This is a genomic window from Gilliamella sp. Nev5-1, assembly GCF_001690895.1.
Classification (GTDB): Bacteria; Pseudomonadota; Gammaproteobacteria; order Enterobacterales; family Orbaceae; genus Gilliamella; species Gilliamella apicola_C.
Map to the genome: position 1 here is coordinate 29611 of NZ_LZHO01000088.1, position 22349 is coordinate 51959.

The 22349-nt window shown below is 36.2% G+C and carries 21 protein-coding genes and 1 pseudogene; 15 read left to right on the forward strand and 7 right to left on the reverse strand.

Translation table 11 applies throughout. The features are described from left to right. Positions 1–37: 37 nt before the first annotated feature. Positions 38–1447 (reverse strand): glutamate--ammonia ligase, encoded by a 1410-nt coding sequence (gene glnA, locus A9G41_RS12080; RefSeq protein ID WP_065566349.1) that lies wholly within the window; start codon positions 1445–1447, stop codon positions 38–40. A gap of 226 nt (positions 1448–1673) precedes the next feature. Continuing rightward, complete coding sequence (locus A9G41_RS12085) at positions 1674–2627, reverse strand: DUF4952 domain-containing protein (RefSeq protein WP_065582345.1); 954 nt, start codon at positions 2625–2627, stop codon at positions 1674–1676. A gap of 130 nt (positions 2628–2757) precedes the next feature. On the opposite strand from A9G41_RS12085, the gene A9G41_RS12090 reads away from it, so the two are divergent. From A9G41_RS12090 to gpsA, 3 genes are read left to right on the forward strand one after another with little or no spacing between them, the layout of a single operon-like run. Then, a complete protein-coding gene (locus A9G41_RS12090) occupies positions 2758–3198 on the forward strand; it encodes a rhodanese-like domain-containing protein (RefSeq protein WP_065582344.1) in 441 nt (146 codons plus the stop codon). Between the two features lie 25 nt (positions 3199–3223). Beyond that, complete coding sequence (gene secB / locus A9G41_RS12095) at positions 3224–3691, forward strand: protein-export chaperone SecB (protein WP_065582343.1); 468 nt, start codon at positions 3224–3226, stop codon at positions 3689–3691. Between the two features lie 40 nt (positions 3692–3731). Then, positions 3732–4748 (forward strand): NAD(P)H-dependent glycerol-3-phosphate dehydrogenase, encoded by a 1017-nt coding sequence (gene gpsA, locus A9G41_RS12100; protein WP_176700443.1) that lies wholly within the window; start codon positions 3732–3734, stop codon positions 4746–4748. A 74-nt stretch (positions 4749–4822) separates the two neighbouring features. Here gpsA and A9G41_RS12105 read toward each other — a convergent pair whose 3' ends face one another. After that, a complete protein-coding gene (locus tag A9G41_RS12105; RefSeq protein WP_065582341.1) occupies positions 4823–5803 on the reverse strand; it encodes an ornithine cyclodeaminase family protein in 981 nt (326 codons plus the stop codon). 196 nt (positions 5804–5999) lie between these two features. On the opposite strand from A9G41_RS12105, the gene aas reads away from it, so the two are divergent. From aas to A9G41_RS12165, 12 genes and pseudogenes are all read left to right on the forward strand, one after another. Further along, positions 6000–8141: a bifunctional acyl-ACP--phospholipid O-acyltransferase/long-chain-fatty-acid--ACP ligase gene (gene aas / locus A9G41_RS12110; RefSeq protein WP_065582340.1), complete on the forward strand. Its 2142-nt coding sequence runs from the start codon at positions 6000–6002 to the stop codon at positions 8139–8141. A 15-nt stretch (positions 8142–8156) separates the two neighbouring features. Further along, a complete protein-coding gene (gene lplT / locus A9G41_RS12115) occupies positions 8157–9344 on the forward strand; it encodes a lysophospholipid transporter LplT (RefSeq protein ID WP_065582339.1) in 1188 nt (395 codons plus the stop codon). Then, positions 9331–10236: an N-acetylmuramic acid 6-phosphate etherase gene (murQ, locus tag A9G41_RS12120; protein ID WP_065582338.1), complete on the forward strand. Its 906-nt coding sequence runs from the start codon at positions 9331–9333 to the stop codon at positions 10234–10236. The genes lplT and murQ overlap by 14 nt, the downstream gene beginning before the upstream one ends. 115 nt (positions 10237–10351) lie before the next feature. Further along, positions 10352–11326, forward strand: a complete 975-nt coding sequence (locus A9G41_RS12125) for a mannose/fructose/sorbose PTS transporter subunit IIA (RefSeq protein ID WP_065582337.1) — start codon at positions 10352–10354, stop codon at positions 11324–11326. A 20-nt stretch (positions 11327–11346) separates the two neighbouring features. Further along, positions 11347–12147, forward strand: a pseudogene (locus tag A9G41_RS12130) (PTS mannose/fructose/sorbose transporter subunit IIC). Between the two features lie 15 nt (positions 12148–12162). After that, positions 12163–13074, forward strand: coding sequence for a PTS system mannose/fructose/sorbose family transporter subunit IID (locus A9G41_RS12135; RefSeq protein WP_065582335.1), 912 nt, complete (start codon positions 12163–12165; stop codon positions 13072–13074). A 137-nt stretch (positions 13075–13211) separates the two neighbouring features. Further along, the gene (locus A9G41_RS12140; RefSeq protein WP_065582334.1) at positions 13212–13577 is read left to right on the forward strand and encodes a DUF956 family protein; all 366 of its coding nucleotides are present in this window, start codon (positions 13212–13214) and stop codon (positions 13575–13577) included. A gap of 269 nt (positions 13578–13846) precedes the next feature. Beyond that, on the forward strand, positions 13847–14095 hold the full coding sequence (gene rpsP / locus A9G41_RS12145) for a 30S ribosomal protein S16 (RefSeq protein WP_034900786.1): 249 nt from the start codon (positions 13847–13849) through the stop codon (positions 14093–14095). Between the two features lie 23 nt (positions 14096–14118). After that, the gene (rimM, locus tag A9G41_RS12150; protein ID WP_065566336.1) at positions 14119–14649 is read left to right on the forward strand and encodes a ribosome maturation factor RimM; all 531 of its coding nucleotides are present in this window, start codon (positions 14119–14121) and stop codon (positions 14647–14649) included. A 16-nt stretch (positions 14650–14665) separates the two neighbouring features. Continuing rightward, positions 14666–15418 (forward strand): tRNA (guanosine(37)-N1)-methyltransferase TrmD, encoded by a 753-nt coding sequence (gene trmD / locus A9G41_RS12155; RefSeq protein WP_065582333.1) that lies wholly within the window; start codon positions 14666–14668, stop codon positions 15416–15418. Between the two features lie 31 nt (positions 15419–15449). Beyond that, positions 15450–15800 carry a 50S ribosomal protein L19 gene (gene rplS / locus A9G41_RS12160; protein ID WP_034913735.1) on the forward strand — a complete coding sequence of 117 codons (351 nt, stop codon included), beginning with the start codon at positions 15450–15452 and terminating at the stop codon, positions 15798–15800. 146 nt (positions 15801–15946) lie between these two features. After that, on the forward strand, positions 15947–16549 hold the full coding sequence (locus A9G41_RS12165; RefSeq protein ID WP_065566334.1) for a MarC family protein: 603 nt from the start codon (positions 15947–15949) through the stop codon (positions 16547–16549). A 183-nt stretch (positions 16550–16732) separates the two neighbouring features. Here the strand turns inward: A9G41_RS12165 and A9G41_RS12170 are convergent, their stop codons facing one another. The 4 genes from A9G41_RS12170 to lysA are packed head-to-tail and all read right to left on the reverse strand — an operon-like array spanning position 16733 to position 22153. Continuing rightward, complete coding sequence (locus tag A9G41_RS12170; RefSeq protein WP_065582332.1) at positions 16733–18109, reverse strand: amino acid permease; 1377 nt, start codon at positions 18107–18109, stop codon at positions 16733–16735. A gap of 54 nt (positions 18110–18163) precedes the next feature. Further along, positions 18164–19270 carry an alanine/ornithine racemase family PLP-dependent enzyme gene (locus A9G41_RS12175; protein ID WP_065582331.1) on the reverse strand — a complete coding sequence of 369 codons (1107 nt, stop codon included), beginning with the start codon at positions 19268–19270 and terminating at the stop codon, positions 18164–18166. Positions 19271–19274: 4 nt separating this feature from the next. Then, complete coding sequence (locus A9G41_RS12180; RefSeq protein WP_065582330.1) at positions 19275–20702, reverse strand: APC family permease; 1428 nt, start codon at positions 20700–20702, stop codon at positions 19275–19277. Between the two features lie 53 nt (positions 20703–20755). Next, a complete protein-coding gene (gene lysA, locus A9G41_RS12185; RefSeq protein WP_065582329.1) occupies positions 20756–22153 on the reverse strand; it encodes a diaminopimelate decarboxylase in 1398 nt (465 codons plus the stop codon). Positions 22154–22349: the final 196 nt, after the last annotated feature.

The window sequence follows — 22349 nt, forward strand, 5'->3', positions numbered from 1 at the left end:
GCCACCGCAAGTACGGTAGCTTAACGTTTAAAATACCTTATAAACTATAATACATTTCAAACTCAACTGGATGAGGAGTCATACGTACACGATCAACATCTTGACGTTTTAAATCAATGTATGCATCAATAGTATCATTAGTAAATACATTCCCTCGTGTTAAAAATTCACGATCCGCATCTAATGCATTAAGTGCTTCTTCAAGCGAACCTGCTACTTGAGGAATTAATTTAGATTCTTCTGGCGGTAAGTCGTATAAATTTTTGTCCATTGCATCACCAGGATGAATTTTATTGATAATGCCATCTAAACCAGCCATTAACTGCGCAGCAAAAGATAAGTATGGATTACCTGCTGGATCTGGGAAGCGAACTTCAATACGACGCGCTTTAGGACTGGTAACAACAGGAATACGAATTGATGCAGAACGGTTACGTGCAGAGTAAGCAAGCATAACTGGCGCTTCATAGCCAGGAACTAGGCGTTTATAAGAATTAGTTGCGGGGTTTGTAAATGCATTAATCGCTTTAGCATGTTTGATAATACCGCCAATATAAAATAATGCCATTTCTGAAAGACCGGCATACTTATCCCCAGCAAATAAATTGACTCCATCTTTTGCCAATGATTGATGACAGTGCATACCAGATCCATTATCACCAAACATTGGTTTTGGCATAAAGGTCGCAGTTTTACCATAAGCGTGTGCCACATTTTGTACTACATATTTATAGATTTGTACTTCATCAGCTTTTTTAGTTAACGTGTTAAAACGACAAGCAATTTCGTTTTGACCTGCTGTTGCCACTTCATGATGGTGAGCTTCAACCACTAAGCCAAGTTGCTCCATAATTAAACACATCTCGGAGCGGATATCTTGTGATGAATCAACTGGTGGAAGTGGAAAATAACCGCCTTTAACACCAGGACGATGTCCTTTATTACCTTCATCATATTTAGTACCTGAGTTCCACGCTGCTTCAATATCATCAATATGCACAAAACTTCCAGACATTGGCGAGCCAAAACGAATATCATCAAATAAGAAAAATTCTGGTTCAGGCCCAAAAATAACAGTATCGGCAATACCTGATGACTTTAGATAATCTTCCGCACGTTTAGCGATTGAACGTGGATCGCGATCATAGCCTTGTAGCGTCGCTGGTTCTAAAACATCACAACGGAGATTTAATGTCACATCTTCGAAAAAAGGATCGATAACGGCCGTTGAAGCATCGGGCATTAATACCATGTCTGATTCATTAATCCCTTTCCAACCAGCAATTGATGAGCCATCAAACATTTTACCATCTTCAAAGAAATCAGCGTCAATTTGGCTAACAGGAATAGTAACGTGTTGTTCTTTACCTTTAGTATCGGTAAAACGTAAATCAACAAATTTAACATCATTTTGTTTAATTAGTGATAAAACTTTTTGTGTAGACATGTATCTTCTCCATTGAGGGCAAATAATAATTATTCAGTTTTTAAGGTATTCTTATCAAGTTGCTATAGTGAATGCAAATTTAATGCCAATTTTTTAACTCTATTTTTAGTGGCTTTATAAGTAGCTATAGTAACATAAATATTACAGTTGCATCAAAACAATGCAATTAGCACCAAAATGATGCGCAAAAATGGTCGTATAAAAAATTAAAATCAATTTTTATATCCTATATATCTTCTCGCAGTGCTTCAATGCTCAAATAAAAAGTTATTTTATTCCAGTCATACTTAATTGTTTCTTCTGAACTAAATACTACGTTATACAGCATATGATCTTTAGGATTTACAAAAGATGTAGAAGGATAAACATCCGTGCCCCAATAACAGCAAATTAATTTAAGTTCACCTATTCCCATGGTGTTAGCTAAATACTGATGTGCTTGTTTTGCATATTTACCTTCAATTTTATAAATAACTTTAAGAGGTTTTCCTTGTCCTTTGTCATTTTGTATACAATCATTATATTTAAAGAAATCGGGCGCATCTGTATCAAATTCACGCAAAAAATCACGACAAGTCAAATCAGGATCATAGTAATAGTGCGGGAAATATTCTGAATGTTTGATTTTTACGTTACGGAGTTTTGTTCTCTTTAACTCAGAAATTTGTTTATTAAATTGAGTTAATGCATGTGGATTATTAGGAAATAAAATGGCAAATAAGTCTGACTTTTGCTTTGCTGAAACATAATGACTATTTGAAACAATATCAACAAACATAAAATTCCACAATTTTTCTTGCTGATTCATATATTGTGCTGCATTTACCTCACTAATCATCAAATCATGATTAAATCGATTAAAATCACGATAAGAATCATAATAAAGATCAATTGCCTTAAATACATCTTGCTTAGTGTCATATCCATTTATTATTAACCAAGCAAAAGTATTTTGTATGTAAAATCTTTTTGTAAAACTAAGATTTCTTTTCATCAATTTAGCATATTCAGCATAAGCTTGATGATAATTACCGTTTTCTAAATAATAATTAGCTAATAAAGATTCTGCTTCAATAGTTTGAGTATTAAATTTATTAGATTTATAATAATCATCAGCAAATACCTGAGGAATAATGGAAAATAAGACACACACCAAAAAGATAAGTCGTTTCAATTTCATTAGTCAATTCCTTAAAATTAAATAAATATAATTTATAAAATAGCAAGATTTTCTTATTGGTGCTGTATTTCAGTGCATAATATCGTTATAATCTCACCTTATATTGAAATGACTAGGTAATCATACAAATATGGACTTTATAACACTCGAAATACTACCTTTTGTAAAAAATCATCTTTTACTTTCTTTAGGTTGGATTGTACTGTTTGTTGCAATTATTGTGCTAACCATTAAAAGTAAACTATCTAAGGTTAAAATTATTAATAATGCTCAAGCAATCCATATGATTAATAAGCAAAATGCTGTTATCATTGATATTCGCTCTACCGATAGCTTTAAAAAAGGGCATATCACCGAATCTCACAATGTTTTGCCTATCGATATTAAAAATGCGAGTGCAAAAATAATTGAAAAATTTAAAGAAAGCATTGTTATTTTGGTTGATGAAAATGGTTTATCATCAACAGGTATAGGTGAAATACTGGTCAAACAAGGTTTCTTAAATGTCTTTACATTAAAAGACGGTATTGCCGGATGGAATGGCGAAAATTTACCACTCGTTAGAAAATAATATATTTTAAAAATAAGGTTTTATCATGACAGAACAAAACAATACGCAACAACCCGAAACACAGTTTGCAATTCAACGTATTTATACTAAAGATGTTTCATTTGAAACCAATAATGTTCCTGAAATTTTTACAAAACAGTGGCAACCAGACTTAAATATAGAATTAAACTCATCGTCACAAGTTTTAAGTGAAAATGTGTACGAAATTGCGTTACGCGTTACTGTGACTGTAAAGCAACAAGAGGAAGTGGTGTATATTTGTGAAGTGACTCAAGCAGGTATTTTTTCACTTATTGGATTCGACGAAGGTCAAATTCAACATTGTGTTGGTGCTTATTGCCCAAATATTTTGTTCCCTTATGCTCGAGAAGTTGTGTCAAGCTTAGTTAATAAAGGCACGTTTCCTCAAGTAAATTTAGAGCCAGTAAATTTTGAGGCATTATTCATTAATTATCTTCAACAACAAGCTGAACCAACTGAAACATTGCAATAATTATTGTGTTTCAGACAATTAACAATAAGTTTATTGAGTTATTATGAAAAAAACTGCTGCAATAACAGTAATTGGCTCAGGCTCTTATGGAACATCTTTAGCTATTTTACTGGCACGAAATGGGCATTCAACTTTATTATGGGGTCATAACCCAGATAAAATGACCATTTTGCAGCATGAAAGGCAAAATAGACAATTTTTACCAGATATCCCATTTCCTGATCTGTTACAAATCGAAAGTGATTTAAAAACAGCGGTTTCAGCCGCTCCAATTTTACTTATTGTGGTACCTAGCCACGCTTTTGCAAGTATTCTAACTCAAATTAAACCATTTTTACGCCAAGATACTAAAATTGTCTGGGCAACAAAAGGGTTGGAAGTAGATACAGGTCGATTACTACAAGATGTAGCAAAAGAAATTTTGGGTGATAAAGTTCCATTAGCCGTGATTTCAGGGCCAACATTTGCTAAAGAGGTCGCATCTGGATTACCAACTGCGGTAACGGTTGCATCAACAGATGAACATTTTTTAAATCAATTGCAAACATTATTCCATTGCAGTAAAAGCTTCCGCGTTTATAGCAGCAAAGATTTTGTTGGTGTACAGCTTGGGGGGGCAATAAAAAATGTGATTGCCATTGGCGCTGGATTATCGGATGGACTTGGTTTCGGTGCTAATGCAAGAACCGCATTAATTACGCGTGGGCTTGCTGAAATGATGCGATTAGGTGCAGCATTAGGCGCAGATCCTGCAACCTTTATGGGAATGGCTGGACTTGGGGATCTGGTTTTAACCTGTACAGATAATCAATCTCGTAATCGTCGTTTTGGCATATTATTAGGACAAAATAAGTCTATTGAAGAAGCTCAAAATGCCATTGCCCAAGTTGTTGAAGGATGCAAAAATACAAAAGAAGTCTGGTTGCTAGCCCAAAAATATCATATAGATATGCCAATTACTGAACAAATTTACCAAGTCCTTTATCAGCATAAAGATCCAAAACAAGCAGCTATGACATTACTTGGACGTTCACAAAAAGAAGAGCTAAAAAGCTAGTTTTATACTTAAACACGCATCTACCTAAAAAACTTTTTGATAAAAAAATCGCATTCCAGCCCAAAAATCAATTACTATAAATCCAGACCTATTCCTATTCCTTTTTCTTTTGCTTTGAGATAGATATCATAACCAATATACACATCTAGTACAGCCGTTCCAACTGTTTTAAATAGCGTAATTTGTTCCTCATTTTGTCGGCATTGTGTCGGATCGATGACTAAATCCCCCAACTCTAGAAAATCATCTTCTGATACCAGATTTTGTTTAATTGGATCAATAATATCGCCAGCCTCTGCAAATACCCCCTCTTTAGTATCAAGCACACGAATATCGGCCTTTTCAACAATACTTTGAGGGATTTCATGCATTTGTGGAGTATAAGCACCGACACCATTTATATGCGTACCAGGCTTTACTTTATCACCATTAAATGTCACCACTTTTGATGTAGTAATAGAAGTAATAATATCAGCTTGGCTAATGTCTTCATCCAAATCCTGTGAAAAATAAAAATGAGTAGAATAATGAGAAAAACGACATTTTACCTCATCAGTAAACCGCTTAGCTTTTTGTATATCAATATCAAAAATAGCCACATCTGTAAGCGGACGAACCGTTAACATTGCTTCTAATTGAGATATCGCTTGGCCACCTGTACCGATCAATACTGCACGACGAGCATCTTTACGAGCCAACAAATCCGTTGCCGCACCTTGAACAGCACCTGTTCGAAGCTGAGTAACAAAAGTACCGTCTAACAAGGCACAAACCTCACCAGTTTTTGGATCTAGCATTAACACTTGAGCAGGTACTGATGGTTTGCCTAGCTTTGAATTATCAGGAAATACCGAGACAATCTTAATTCCTACAATATCTTGATCCTTAATATGAGCAGGCATAAATAAACATTGACCTTTTTGCATATCAAAATTGATTCGCAGTGGTACATCACTATTTCCTTCAGTGTAGATTTTTAAGGCTTGTTTATCAGCAGCTACAGCATCTTTCATGGTATAAAATTTTTCAATATCTTTGGCTGTTAAAATCAGCATTTTTATTCCTTACTGGTTTTCCCAGATTTATTCTATGTTTAGTATCTATTATCTAACTTTCAAGTCAATCATTCCAATTACTTTCTAACAAAATGATTTATATAATAAAAACTAAGAATAATTACATCTCTTGTATATTTTATGTATTTTAACTATTATTACACAGTGCAATTTGGCACGCTAATAGAGAAATACGATGTTATTTAAAATATTAAAATTTTTCTTAAAGACTTTATTCCACGTCAAAATTCACGGTAATCTTGACAATTTAAAACAAAACAAGCTTCTTATTACACCTAACCATGTATCTTTTCTTGATGGCATTTTAATTGGTGTGTTTTTACCAATAAGACCCGTCTTTGCTATTTATGCAGGTTATATAAATCACTGGTTAGTCCGCTATGCAAAGCGTTACGTTGATTTTGTGCCAATGGATCCGCTTAGCCCAATGGCAATCAAGCGATTAGTACGCCAAGTTGAAAAAGGTCGCCCGATAGTTATCTTTCCCGAAGGAAGAATTACTGTCACTGGGTCATTAATGAAAATTTATGATGGTGCTGCTTTTGTTGCAGCTCGTTCTCAAGCAACGATAGTGCCTGTCTGGATTGAAGGAGCTGAATTTACACTAACCAGCCGTTTAAAAGGGCTATTTAAGCGCCGTTTATTTCCTAAAATAACGATTCATGTACTTGAACCAACTTCTATTGCTATGCCTGATGCACCGAAGGCTAGCGAAAAACGTTATATTGCAGGAGAGAAACTTCATCAAATCATGATGAATGCCCGTATGGCAAGTCGCCCAAAATTAACGTTATTTGAAGCGCTACTTGAGGCTCAAGTTCGTTATGGTATTAAATCACGTATGGTGCAAGACCCCACAACTCACGAAGCATCTTATCGTAATTTGTTAAAACAAATCATAGGTATTAGCTGCATTATTGCTAAAATTACCCAGAAAAAAGAACGTGTTGGCGTTTTATTACCTAACGCAACTATTACTGTTGCAACAATTTTTGGCTTATCGGTTAAAAATCGAATTCCAGCAATGCTCAATTATACCGCTGGCACCAAAGGGTTAATTTGTGCAATTACCGCGGCCGAAATCAAAACTATCATTACTTCACGCAAATTTATTCGCAAAGGAAAGCTTGATTATCTCCTTGATGAAATAAAAGGTGTTAAATGGTGCTTCCTTGAAGATTTACGTCAAACTTTAACCCTTAAAGACAAACTTTCTGTTTTAGTTCATCACTATATCCCACGCTTAGTTAAACATTCTCAAACAAGTGATGATGAAGCCCTAGTATTGTTTACATCTGGATCAGAAGGTAATCCTAAAGGTGTTGTTCATAGCCATGGTAGCTTGCTTGCTAATGTTGAACAAATCCGAACAGTTATTGATCCAACGCCTGCTGATCGTTTTATGTCTGCACTACCTCTATTCCATGCTTTTGGTATTACTGCTGGGTTATTTCTACCATTATTTTCTGGTAGCCGTACATTTTTATATCCAAATCCATTACATTATCGTATGGTGCCTGAAATTATTTATGACCAGAACTGTACCGTTTTATTTGGCACACCAACGTTCTTAGCAAACTATGCTCGTTACGCTCACCCATATGATTTTATGCGTTTACGTTATGTTGTTGCTGGAGCAGAAAAATTATCAGACGCAGTACGAGAACAGTGGAAAGATAAATATGGAATCCGTATTTTAGAGGGCTATGGCGTTACTGAATGCGCACCAGTTGTATCGCTGAATGTACCAATGGCATTTAAAACAGGTACCGTCGGGCGCTTATTGCCGGGTATGAGCTCAAGATTAATTCACGTCTCAGGCATTAGTGATGGCGGTAAATTGCAAGTTAAAGGCCCTAATGTGATGAAAGGCTATTTAAGGGTTGAAAACCCTGGAGCACTTGAAGAGCCAATTGCAGTCGATGAACATGGGGAGGCTAAAAAAGGTTGGTATGATACTGGTGATATTGTTGCTATCGATAATGATGGATTTGTCAAAATTAAAGGACGCTTAAAACGGTTTGCCAAAATTGCGGGTGAAATGGTTTCACTAGAAAGTGTTGAGACTTTAGCAAAAAAAATTGACCCTGATGCAATGCACGGTGCGACAGTGAAAGCAGATGTTGCCAAAGGTGAAGCGATAGTTCTATTTACTACCTCGACAAAATTAGATCGAGAGCTACTTAATCAAGCAGCTCAAGAACTTGGTATACCAGCATTAGCTATTCCTCGTGATATTCGTGTGGTTAAAGAGTTACCCCTACTAGGTACAGGTAAAATTGATTTTATTGCCTTACGAAAGATGGCTGAAGAATAAGCTAAAGGGTGTTACATGAAACAACATTCACTATTAAATAAAGGCATGGTTGCTACCATGCTGGCACAATTTTTTTCGGCATTTGCTGATAATGCAATTTTTTTTGCTATCCTTGCTTTTATTAAAAAGCTGCACTACCCAGAATGGAGCCAATCGGTATTACAAATTAGTTTTGTGGTACCGTTTATCATCCTTTCGCCGTTTGTTGGGCAATTTGCTGACAGCATGCCAAAAGGTAAGGCCATGATGATTTCAAATAGTATAAAATTACTCGGTACCGCTTGTATTTGCTTAAACATCAGCCCCTTTATCGGCTATTTTTTAGTTGGTATTGGTGCTGCCGCATACTCTCCAGCTAAATATGGAATTTTAGGCGAGCTTACCTCGGGCGATAATTTGATTAAAGCAAATGGGTTAATTGAAGCATCAACCATTGCCGCCATTTTACTTGGTTCGCTAGCTGGTGGACATATTGCCGATCTTAATGTAAGCGCATCTTTACTTATTTGCGTACTACTATATGGGCTTGCGGTTATTGCTAACTTTTTTATTCCTAAATTACCTGTCGCACGGCAAAATACTTCATGGAAACTCAATAGTATGGTAAAGGATTTTGCTAACACAGTTAAAATCATCTTTACGAATAAACTTCTTTTATTGACATTATTAGGCACTAGTCTGTTTTGGGGAGCGGGTGTTACTTTACGGTTTTTGTTGATTAGTTGGGTTCCTGCTGTTTTAAATATTCATGACAATGCAACACCAACAAATCTCAATGCGATTGTTGCTATCGGCATTGTTATTGGTGCAGGGTTAGCAAGTACATTTATATCAATTAACAACACGTTACGTTGCGTCCCTGCGGGTATCATGATGGGGATTGCTGTAATCGCCTTTACATTACAAAGTAATATAATTTCATCTTATATTTTGCTTATTGTCATTGGCGCGCTAGGCGGCCTGTTTTTAGTACCATTAAACGCTCTTATTCAGAAAATAGGTAAAGGGTTAGTGGGAGCTGGCAGTGTAATTTCTGTGCAGAATTTAATTGAGTATACCTCAATGATAGTCATGTTAGGGGGTTATACATTAGCAGTTGCGCTGAATTTGTCCGTTATTACTATAGGTGTTGGCTTTGGTAGCTTATTTGCTATCGTAATATTTTTATTATGGTTAAGGTTAAGAAAGCATGCAACAAATTAATCTTTTAGGAATGGTAACCGAAAGTCGCAATCCAAACAGTGAAAATATTGATAGTTGTTCAACGCTTGAAATACTTAAAATTATAAATAATGAAGATAAGCAAGTAGCACTAGCAGTTGAAAAAGAACTCGCCAATATTAGCTTAGCTGTTGATGCAATTAGCCAAGCTTTTTTAAATCAAGGCCGATTAATTTATATCGGTGCTGGCACTTCAGGACGATTAGGCATTTTAGATGCAAGTGAATGCCCACCGACATACGGCACATCGCCAGAACAAGTCATTGGATTAATCGCTGGTGGTCAGCCGGCTATTCTTAAGGCAGTTGAAAATGCTGAAGATAACCCTGAGTTGGCAACTAATGATCTTAAAAAAATTAATTTTAATTCAAACGACATTTTAGTTGGCATTGCTGCTAGTGGGCGCACACCTTATGTAATAGGTGGTATGCAATATGCTAAATTAATCGGCTCAACAGTGATTGGTTTATGTTGTAATCCAAAATCCCCAATGATTAATTTAGCCGATATCGCCATTACACCAATTGTTGGTGCAGAAGTAATTACTGGCTCATCAAGAATGAAGGCTGGTACGGCACAAAAATTAGTTCTCAACATGTTAACAACAGCAAGCATGATAAAACAAGGTAAAGTTTATGGAAACTTAATGGTTGATGTTGAGGCAACTAATGCCAAACTTATTGAACGACAAATATCCATTGTTATGCAAGCCACCGATTGCAGCCGAGAAAAAGCCATTGTCACATTAACCGAGAGTAACAGGCATTGTAAAACCGCTATTTTGATGATTCTTTCGGGGTTAAATGCAGAGCAAGCGAAGAAAAAACTAACCCAAGCCCATGGTTTTATTCGCCAAGCCCTACAAACAACCTAACCTTGCATTGATGAGCACATATGTCTTAAATTATTTTGTGGTGTAAACTAACCCAATATTTTCATTATATAGACTTTTATATTATGTCATTAATATAAAATTTGGAGGAAAATTTATGGTTGGAATTATCCTAGCAACTCATGGTGAGTTTGCAGAAGGTATTTTACAATCAGGATCGATGATATTTGGTGAGCAAGATAATGTTAAAGCCGTTACCTTGCACCCAAGTGATAGTCCTGAAAGTTTAAAAGAAAGGATGCTTGAAGCAATAGCAACATTTGATAATCAAAGTGAAGTGCTGTTTTTAGTAGATTTATGGGGTGGAACGCCATTTAATCAAGCCAACAATTTATGTGGAGAACATGATAATTGGACTATTGTGGCGGGTTTAAACTTACCAATGTTAATTGAAGCCTATTCTTCCCGTTTTTCAATGGAAACAGCCAAAGAAATCGCTACCGCAATTATTGAACCAAGTAAAGAAGGCGTTCGAACAACTGTCAAAATACAAGAGCAAACCGCTACCAATGCGAAGACTGCAAATACGATTCCTGAAGGAACAGTAATTGGTGAGGGTAAAATGAAAATCGTTTTAGCTCGGGTTGATTCGCGCCTATTACATGGGCAAGTTGCAACAGCATGGACAAAATCAACCAATCCTAACCGTATTATTGTTGTTTCTGATTCAGTTGCAAAAGATGAATTAAGAAAAAAACTTATTCAAGAAGCAGCACCTCCTGGCGTTAAAGCAAATGTTGTGCCAATTAGAAAGATCATCGAAGTAGCACACGATCCGCGTTTTGGTAATACCAAAGCATTACTTTTATTTGAAAATCCACAAGATGTACTTCGAACCATAGACGGCGGTGTTGATATTGATACTCTTAATATTGGTTCAATGGCGCATTCGGTGGGCAAAGTCATGGTTAATAAAGTATTGTCAATGAATGCTGACGATGTTGATACATTTGAAAAATTAAAAGCTAAAAACGTGAAATTTGATGTTCGTAAAGTCCCCAATGATTCTAACAGTAATATGGACGAATTATTGCAAAAAGCGAAAGAAGAATTAGCTCAGCAAAAGAATTAGTTTATTTAAGAGGTTATATTATGACATTATCCATTGTTGCTATCATTTTAGTGATAGTTATTGCCTTTTTAGCTGGTATGGAAGGCATTTTAGATCAGTTTCAATTTCATCAACCGTTAGTGGCTTGCTCTTTGATTGGTCTTGTCACAGGGAATTTAGAGGCTGGTATTGTGCTAGGAGGCTAATTACAGATGATTGCTTTGGGTTGGGCCAATATCGGGGCAGCGGTAGCACCTGATGCTGCATTGGCAGCCGTTGCTTCATCGATTATTTTAGTGTTAGGCGGGCAAGGTGTCGCTGGTGTATCGACTGCTATAGCCGTTGCTATCCCACTTGCTGTTGCAGGGTTATTCTTAACTATGATTGTTCGAACAATTGCCGTTCCTTTAGTGCATATGATGGATGCTGCAGCAACTGAAGGCAATATTCGAAAAATTGAATGGTTACAAATTTTAGGTATCTGTTTACAAGGTTTACGTATCGCTATACCGGCTGCGGCTTTATTATTCATCCCAGCAGAAACGGTTAAAGCAACATTAAATGCAATGCCTGAATGGTTAACAACGGGTATGGCCATTGGTGGTGGTATGGTTGTTGCTGTCGGCTATGCGATGGTGATTAATATGATGGCTAATCGTGAAGTATGGCCATTTTTTATTATCGGATTTGTCGTTGCTGCGATATCGCAATTAACACTAATCGCACTGGGTGCCTTAGGCTTCGCATTAGCATTGATTTATCTTAATCTTTCAGAACGAGGCAATTCATCAAATGGTGGTAGCAAAGGTGATCCACTTGATGATATTTTAAATGATTACTAGGCACTGGAGAAAAATATGACAAATAGAATTCAATTAAGCAAGAAAGATCGTTTAGCCGTTGCTTGGCGTTCAACTTTTCTCCAAGGATCTTGGAATTACGAACGGATGCAAAATGGTGGTTGGGTGTATTCCATGATCCCCGCTATAAAAAAATTATATTCAACTAAAGAAGATCGTGCTGCAGCACTTAAACGGCACTTGGAGTTTTTTAATACACACCCTTATTTAGCTTCTCCAGTTCTTGGAGTAACGCTTGCTCTTGAAGAAGAAAGAGCCAATGGTGCCGCGGTTGATGATGTAGCAATTCAAGGGGTTAAAGTGGGTATGATGGGACCATTAGCCGGCGTAGGTGATCCTGTATTTTGGTTTACCGTAAGGCCAATGCTAGGTGCGCTTGGTGCCTCGCTTGCGCTAAGCGGTAATATCATGGGACCTATTTTATTCTTTTTACTCTGGAATATTATTCGTTGGAGCTTTATGTGGTATACCCAAGAATTTGGTTATAGAACGGGTTCGAAAATTACCGATAATTTATCAGGCGGGTTACTACAAAAAATTACTAAAGGCGCATCTATTTTAGGCATGTTTGTGCTTGCTGCATTAGTACAACGGTGGGTGTCAATAAAATTCCAACCAATAGTATCTATCGTCAAACTAGACAAGGGTGCATTCATTGACTGGAACTCATTACCTGCTGGTGCAGAAGGTATTCAAAAAGCATTGATGCAAATGCAAAATGGGTTATCACTTACCCAAGAAAAGGTAACTACCTTACAAAATAACTTAGATCAATTAATCCCAGGACTAGTTCCCTTACTATTAACTTTCTTTTGTATGTGGTTATTACGCAAAAAAATATCGCCAATTATCATCATTATGGGCTTATTTATAGTGGGTATTATTGGTCATGTCATTGGCCTTTTATAAGCATATAAATTAGCTAAAATAGTCAAGAAAATATAAACCGTTAGAATAAAATTATATTTTTTATTAAATATCCTTTTTATCACCTTAAGTGGTAAAAAGGATGACCTTATTAGTGTGCGAAAAATGGATATCAAAAAATGGTTCAGTCCTTAAATACTAAAATAGACTTAACGATTAAAGCCACTTCTTTTACTGGATTTACCGAATATGGCAGTATAATAGTTGGTGACAAAGCTTTTGAATTCTATCATCAACATGACCCACGTAAATATATCCAAATCCCTTGGGATGAGGTTGATTATGTCGTCGCATCGGTGCTATTTGGTGGAAAATGGATACCACGCTATTCAGTTGAAACGAAGAAAAATGGTACTTTTACCTTTGCATCTAAAGAACCTAAAAAAGTGCTAAGAGCGATCCGTGGTTATATTGACGGGCAGAAGATGGTTCGTTCACTTGGTTTCTTTGATGTTTTAAAACGCGCTTTATTTCATAAAAAATAGTGGCGACAGATGATAAATGCGTGTAAATAGCCCTAAAAACAAAGTGTACTTTTTTTGTAATAATTACTAATTTTGGCCTAATGTAAATGAATGGTAATTAGTATTATTTTATCTACTCTTTTCTCATTTTGCTTTAGTCTTGCATATTCCCCCACCCACCGTCAATAAAGAGTCATTGCACTTTTTGCTAGAAAGGGTATAATTCTGGGGCTTTGATTTTGTCCATGTTGGACAGAAAAAAGATTATTTTTTTAATTTAAGAGGATGTTATGGTAACTATTCGTTTAGCTCGTGGTGGCTCTAAAAAGCGCCCTTTTTATCAAGTAGTTGTCACTGATAGCCGTAACCCACGTGATGGTCGTTTTATTGAGCGCGTTGGCTTTTTTAATCCAATTGCACAAGGTAAAGCAGAAGAATTACGTTTAGATCTTGATCGCGTAAATCATTGGGTTGGTTTAGGTGCAACTGTTTCTGATCGTGTGAATGCACTGATTAAACAAGCACAAAAAGCTGCTTAATTTAGTAATTAATAGTCACTGTAATGATGAATACTGAGAATCTTATTGTTGTTGGTAAACTTGGTTCAAGCTACGGCATTCGCGGATGGCTCAGAATTTTTTCGTTTACAGAATTGCCAGATAGCATTTTTGATTACACTCCTTGGTATATCCAGCGAGCCGGACAATGGCAAGAAGTCATTGTGGAAAGCTTCAAACCACATAATCATGATATGATTGTGAAACTCAAAGGTATTGATGATCGTGATCAAGCTAATGCATTAACCAATATTGAAGTGTTTGTTGATGCAGAAAAATTACCAGCGCTTAATAATGGTGATTTTTATTGGAAAGATCTCATTGGCTGTCGAGTGAAAACAGTTAACGGTTACGATTTAGGTCAGGTTACTGATTTAATGGAAACTGGCTCTAATGATGTGTTGGTGGTAAAAGCAAATCTAAAAGATGCATTTGGTACAACAGAACGTTTAATTCCTTTTGTTGATGATCAATTTATAAAACAAGTTGATTTAGTAACAAAAATGATTGTGGTCGATTGGGATCCTGCTTTTTAATTGGTAAGGTAAGACTATGTGGATTGGCGTAATTAGCCTTTTTCCCGAAATGTTTCAAGCTATTACCTGTTATGGTGTAACTGGTCGAGCCGTTAAAAACGGGCTGTTAACAGTAGAATATTGGAACCCGCGCGATTTTGCGTATGATAAGCATAAGACTGTTGATGACAGACCTTATGGTGGTGGTCCTGGCATGTTAATGATGGTGCAACCACTTAGGGATGCAATTCATGCAGCAAAGGCTGTTGCTGGTAACGATACAAAAGTAATTTATCTTTCCCCACAAGGGCGCAAATTAAACCAACAAGGTGTTTGCGAATTGTCCCAAAGCCAAAAGTTAATTTTGATTTGTGGGCGATATGAAGGTATAGATGAACGTGTTATCCAAACTGAAATTGATGAAGAATGGTCAATTGGGGATTACGTGTTAAGTGGTGGTGAATTACCAGCGATGACTATGATTGATGCATTAGCAAGATTTATACCTGGCGTGCTAAATCACCAATCATCGGCAGAAGAAGACTCTTTTGCTAACGGTTTACTTGACTGCCCACACTATACTCGACCTGAGGTGTTAGATGGAATGGCGGTGCCTGACGTGTTAATGTCTGGTCACCATGAAGCGATTCGTCGCTGGCGATTAAAACAATCACTAGGACGAACTTGGTTAAGAAGAAAAGATCTTCTTGCAAATCTAGCTCTGACTGATGAAGAGCAATGTTTACTCACTGAATTCCAACGAGAATACAGTGACAAACAAGGCAATTAATGTTTCAGTATAACTAGTAAGAGATAATATTATGAAAAATGCAATTATTCAGCAATTAGAACAAGAACAAATGAAGAAAGACATCCCGTCGTTTCGCCCTGGTGACACGGTTGAAGTAAAAGTATGGGTTGTTGAAGGTAATAAAAAACGTCTTCAAGCTTACGAAGGTGTTGTCATTGGAATTCGTAATCGCGGTTTACACTCAGCATTTACGGTACGTAAAATTTCGAATGGCGAAGGTGTTGAACGAGTATTCCAAACTCACTCACCAATTGTTGATTCAATTACTGTGAAACGTCGTGGTCAAGTGCGTCAAGCTAAACTTTACTACTTACGCGAACTTCGTGGTAAAGCAGCTCGTATTAAAGAGCGCCTTAACTAATTTTTGTTGATTATCAATAAAAATATCGGATTAAGATGGTCACCTTTGTGGTGACCGTTTTTATATATAATGAAAATAATTTCAATCCAACAATAACTAGTTGGCAAAATTAAAGCAATTTTTTAAATAAAGTAAAAGGTAGTGCAATGGTTGATTATATTTTTGCGATTCTCTCAACAACAGTAAAATTGTTTGCATTAATGACACCACCTGCCGTTTTGAGCGCATTTCTAAGTGGTACAAAGCAATATGATGAACAGCTTAGGAGAAAAATAGCACTAAAAACTTCATGTGCAGTATTTATTATCGGTATTGTACTATTCTTTTTTGGCAATACCATGTTTAGCGTTTTTGGATTTACCCTTGATGCATTTCGAATTGGTTCGGGGGCATTACTGTTTATCACTGCGGTATCACTAATGAACGATTCGCCAGAAAAAAACAAAATCAATAGCGATGATGATATCAGTGTTGTTCCACTAGCCATTCCACTATGTATGGGTCCGGCATCTATTGGTACTATCATTGTGATGGGCACTAGCTCAATTGGCGTTGTACCGAATTTGATTGGTGCAATTTCGTTGCTTGTTGCCTCAATGGGTATTTATATTATGTTATTGTGCGCTAAAAGCATTGCAAAAGTATTAAAAAATACTGGAATTGCGATATTATCAAAGCTAACGGGATTACTCATATCAGCTATTGCTGCACAGGTCGTTTTTACAGGTATATCTGCTTTTTTAAAATAAACATTAGTTTTAATTTTTTGATAGTACGATAATAACAATATTGAGATATAAAAATAGTATTTAGCTAAACCAATTTAAGTTTTATTAATTCTTAATAGTATGTAATCACTAACAATAATAAACCTTGAATTAGTGATTACATAATTAAGCAATATACAATTAATTATGACTTATTGAAACAACTCATTTTTTATAGAAAAAATAAGATATTAGAATTATCACAATTAATATTATTTCAGAAAGTAAAATAAAATAACCTGACTCACCAAACCAAACGCCAACAATAATCACAACATTAACGATGATAGAAATACCAGCCAGCCAAGGAAATAGCGGTGATTTAAATTTTATCATTTCTTTTGAATATTTGCCGCTATTTACACCCTTACGAAATTGATACTGACACAAAGCAATAATAATCCATGCAAAACAGCCTACTTGTCCGGTTCCTGCTACTAAATAAATATACAATTTTTCAGCGGCAATATATTTTGAAAATAATGAAACTAACGCAATAACTGCAATAAATAAAATACCTTTTGTAGGCACGCCTCGTTGATTGACTTCGGAAAAGTATTTTGGAGCTAAATTATCTTGCGCCATAGACCATAGCATTCTTGAACTGGCATAAATGGCTGAATTCGTTGCTGATATTGCTGCACAAAAGATCACAAAAAGCATCGCATACGAAGCAAATGTAATTCCCGCTTTATTAAATACCCACACAAATGGACTAATTTCAGAATGCACTGTTCCATACGGGTAAACGAGAGCTAATACAGCAATAGCTAGGATATAAAATAGAATAATACGGAAAGCCACACCAGTAATAATTTTGGGTAACACTGACTGTGGAGATTGCGCTTCGCCAGCTGCATTACCAATTAATTCAACTCCTTGAAATGAGTAAGTCACGATAGTCATACACACAAATATGGCTAAAAAGCCATTAGGAAACCAGCCATTTTCTGTTTTGAATGTTGGTAAAACATGAGTTTCGGTATACTGATGATAAAGTAAATAAATTCCTACCCCAATAAAAACAATAATCGCGAGTACTTTAATGGTTGAAAACCAATACTCACTTTCACCAAATGCACGAACAGATGTTAAATGTACTGAAGTAATAACAATTAGAATTAACAAACTAAAAAGATAAATAGGAATTAAAGGGAAGGCTTGGTGAGCAATCATTGAGGCGGCAGTTAAATCTGCAGCCATAGACAATACCCAACTTAGCCAATACAGCCAACCTATGGTATAGCTCCAAATTGGATTTGGGATAAACATCAACGCATAGTGTTGAAATGAACCAGCATGAGGAAATGCACAAGAAAGTTCACCTAAACATAGCATGGTTGAAAGCATTATACTTCCCGCCATTAAATAAGCAATAATGGTTCCTAATGGACCAACGGTGCTCAGTGGAGCTGCAATACCAATAAATAATCCGGTACCAATTGATCCACCTAATGAAATCATCAACAAATGACGATTTTTTAAGTTCTTCTTTAAATTACTGCTGGGATAAGGGCTTTCTTGTGATTCAGATGTTGTCATATAAACCGCCTAGTAATTAATAAAAACTGCTGGTTGCCCAGCAGCTAACACAAATTAATAAATAAACCGTTTTTCTACACCATTAGTTTGACAAGCCATTAGCAAGGCAGTGTAATCGAGTTCAAATCCAATCATATCGCCAACACGAAGAGTTTGAGTAACATCTTCAATGTCGACCAACGTATGATCACTGGTTTGACCCAATATAGTAATATCATCATTGATAGGTATACAACTTTCTGCCGGCACATCTTGACGCCCAAAAGCCAGCAAGGCTCGTTTACGTATACCATGATCAACAAAGGTTTTACTATTTAAAAAAGCATCTACACCTAACTCGCCAACAGGAACTGTCGGCTTACTATTGAGCTCAATAATTTGCGCGTAAAACTTATATAAATTACTGCACGCTTTATCGACAGGTTTGTTGGAATGATGAAATTCATCAAGGTATTTCATATCCACATATTCAATACCGAACTCATGCAAACCGCCAATTCTCAAATGATTCAGCCCTTCTGGCCAAATACCTTTATCCAACAGGTGGTAACTAGTACAATTACCAGCTGATAAATATTTTATCTTAATATGACAAGATTGCTCTACTTTACGTGCTATGTGTAAAAAATCCACACCATTTTTAACCGTTGGTAAAACAGTACCATAACAGTTAAAATTAGTACCAAGCCCATAAAGCTCAACACCCGGTAACGATAGAATGAGTTTGACAGTATCGATAATATCATCCACATGTTCAAACCAAATACCTTCTCGCAAATCACCCATATCAACCATTAATAATACTTGATGGACTTTTTGCTGTTTTACCGCCTCATCAGAAAGTGCCTTAATCACTTGTTTTTCGCTGTTTAAGCTAATATCAGCATATTTCACAACATCACTAATCTCACTTAAACAAGGGCTACGCAATAAACAAGTTTTACAATTTAAAGCATCTTTAAGCTTCTTCAAATTGTAAGTTCTTGACTCGGCAATCACATCAATACCGCCATCAAGCACGGCTTTAGCAGTTTCAACACAACCATCAAAAACTTTATTAACCGCCATTACTTCAATGCCGTGTTTAGCAAGTAGCTCTTTTTCAACACGAGCATTGTCTCTTAATTTACGTAAATCAATTTCTAATATAGGTTTGTACATAATATTACTCCTCTATATCTTTAACTTGTTGCAAACGATTACGTTTTTGTGCTCGATAATAGATCCATTCAGCTAAACCAATGGCAAGCACTGCACCACCAACGATTTTAGCAATATACTCAACATATCCCCCCATATCGATTTGCGCAGGTGGAATAAATACTAATATCACAGCAAATAGAGTAGATAAGAACCCAAGTGCTGGTAATACAACTGGCATCACTTCACCCGGAATCTTAAAGCTACGTGGCACATCTGGTTGAGCAATACGCAAACGATAGTACGCAATAAACATCACTAAATAAGGAATAAAGTAACAAATTGTTGTTAACGCGGTTAACATCCAATATGCAGCTGCAATACTTGGTGAAACGAAAGTTGAAAAACAAAGTACTGTTACAATAATCGCTTGAACAATTAAAGCAAAAGCTGGTGTTTGATATACCGGGTGTAAACGACCGATACGTTCACCAAGCAAATTATCTTCTTTTGATGCTTCTTGTAACATATAGATAGGACCAACTAACCATGAGTTAATTTGACCTAACGCACCAAAGAATAAACAAATTGCCATTACTGGTAATAACCAAGGCATATGTAACGCTTTTGCCGATACTTCCATCGCTTGCATTACACCTGCAACAATATCAGTATCTTTTGCTGGCAATAAAGTATTAATTGCCCAAGTACCAATCATATAAATACCCACAATCACAATAGCTGAAACAACCATCGCTTTAGGGAAGTCACGTTGTGGGTTACGAGTACGGCCAGCAATCATTGGTGCCACTTCAAAACCAGCAAACGCAAACATCATGCTTGATAAGAAAACAATAGTATCCCAACTGCTTAAATCTGGAACCCAATCACTAACATGGCTATAATCCGTTGCCATAGAGTGACCAGTCATTAACCATACAATCGCTAATAACACAATAATACCGGCAGGAATAAACACACCTAACCATGCACTAACACTGTTAATGATTTTAGTCCACTTCATGCCTTTAATATTCATTAATGTTAAGATCCAAAATACCACCATGGATCCCACCCCAATAAACACCTGATTTTGGGCCAACTCAGCACTAAACATATAGCCAATTGCCGTAAAGCCAAATTGCAACATTAATGGGAAGAAAAGCACACAAGAAAACAAGAAACAAACAACTACTATCCAGCCAACTCGTTTACCAAATGCTTCTTTTACCCAAACAAATATCCCACCATCTTTTGGCCAACCAGTAGAAAGTTCACCACAAACCATCGCTAATGGAAAAAACAAACAAAATGCAGCAAGTAACCAAAGCACCATTGCTGACGCCCCATATGGAGCAACATTGGGAATCTGACGTAAACTTAGTATCGCAATGACATTCATAAACACAATGTCTTTGATACCAAGTAAACTTGAATCTTTAGAATCACTCATAATAACCTCGTATTATAATATCTGGAGCATAAAATGCCCCAGATAATTGATGATTAGTATATGTCGTATCCAACCATATCTTCGTAAGTATCTTCACGACGAATTAATCTATCTTTGCCGTCTTTATCGATCATGACAACCGATGTGCGAGGACGATTGTTATAGACTGTTTGGCTTTCAATGGTATAAGCACCTGCATCTAAGAAAGCAACAATATCACCAACTTGCGTGTCTTTTGGCATTAAGAACTCTTCACCTTTCACGCCAATATGGTAATAGTCGCCACCATCACATAAAGGTCCTGCTAGCTTAATGTATTCGTCATGTGCTTCATTGATTTTTGAAGCATTATAAACATAGAAGAACCAATCAAAATGCTGGCTATCAGATAAAACGCTATAGCCTGCATCAACAAATTTCCATTCAACATGCTCTTCAATGTTGCCGTCTAAATCGTAATTGGTTTTACGTTTTTCACAGGCAACTTCAGTTACAAGTACTCCCGCTGAACCAGTTACTTTACGACCAGGTTCAATACAAATTTCAACATCGGTGCGCCATTTGTGTACTTCGCTAATTACTGCATCAGCAAAGTCTTGTGCGGTTATGCCTGCATACATATTATCTTGCAATGGATTACCATTTTCTTCGTCATATTTATATGGAACAGGAATCCCACCACCAACATTGATTAAATCAAATTTAATGCCAAGTACTTCTTCTAAACGTCGTGATTCATCAACTAATACTTTAGTTGCTTTTGCAAAAGGTTCTGCTTCAGGCACTTGATCCCCAACATGCATATGTAAACCACGTAAATGTACATAAGGCATATCCAGAATTCGACGGCAAGTCTCTTCTGCTTGTTCTAAATCGATACCTGATTTAGCATGATAAGCCGTTACTAATTCTGCATGAGTCGCTGATGGCACATTCGGTTCAACGCGCACACAAACGTTTGCTACTTTTTTCAAACGTGTTGATATTTCATCAATAATATCAAGTTCATATAAACTATCGACATTGATGATATACAGATCATTTTGGATTGCAAATTCTAAATCCACTGGTTTTTTTACCACGCCGTTAAACACAATTTGGCTACCACTAAAGCCTATTTCTAAGCATTTACGCACTTCAAACATCGAGTTTGCTTCGGCATAAATACCTGCATCTTTAATCGCCTTAAGCACCCCCATAACTGAGCAGGTTTTTGAGGCATAGAAGATTTTTGTATTTGGATGAGCCTTAAATGCACCTTTTATTTCTTGAACATTGCGATCAATTTCTTTCTCAGAAAACACATAAAAAGGAGTTGGATATTTTTTGGCTAATTCTTCTAAATTAACCCCATCAAAACATAATTTGCCATTTTGAGCACTAAAGCGACGATCTTTTGTTACAAGATTAGTACGTAATTTGTTATAATTTGACATAATTGAGTCAGACATATGACCTCCAGTTAATTTAGTATATAGAAATATGTAACAGGCTTCTCACTGGTAATGCAATCAGCATGCCAAAATTAGAATCAAATATAATCAATTAGTTAATAAGTTTAGCCCCAAAATTAAAATTAGTCATTTAGTACAAAATATGTTTTTATGACAAAAATTTGTCATTTTTTGATGATGGCCGAAAAGCATT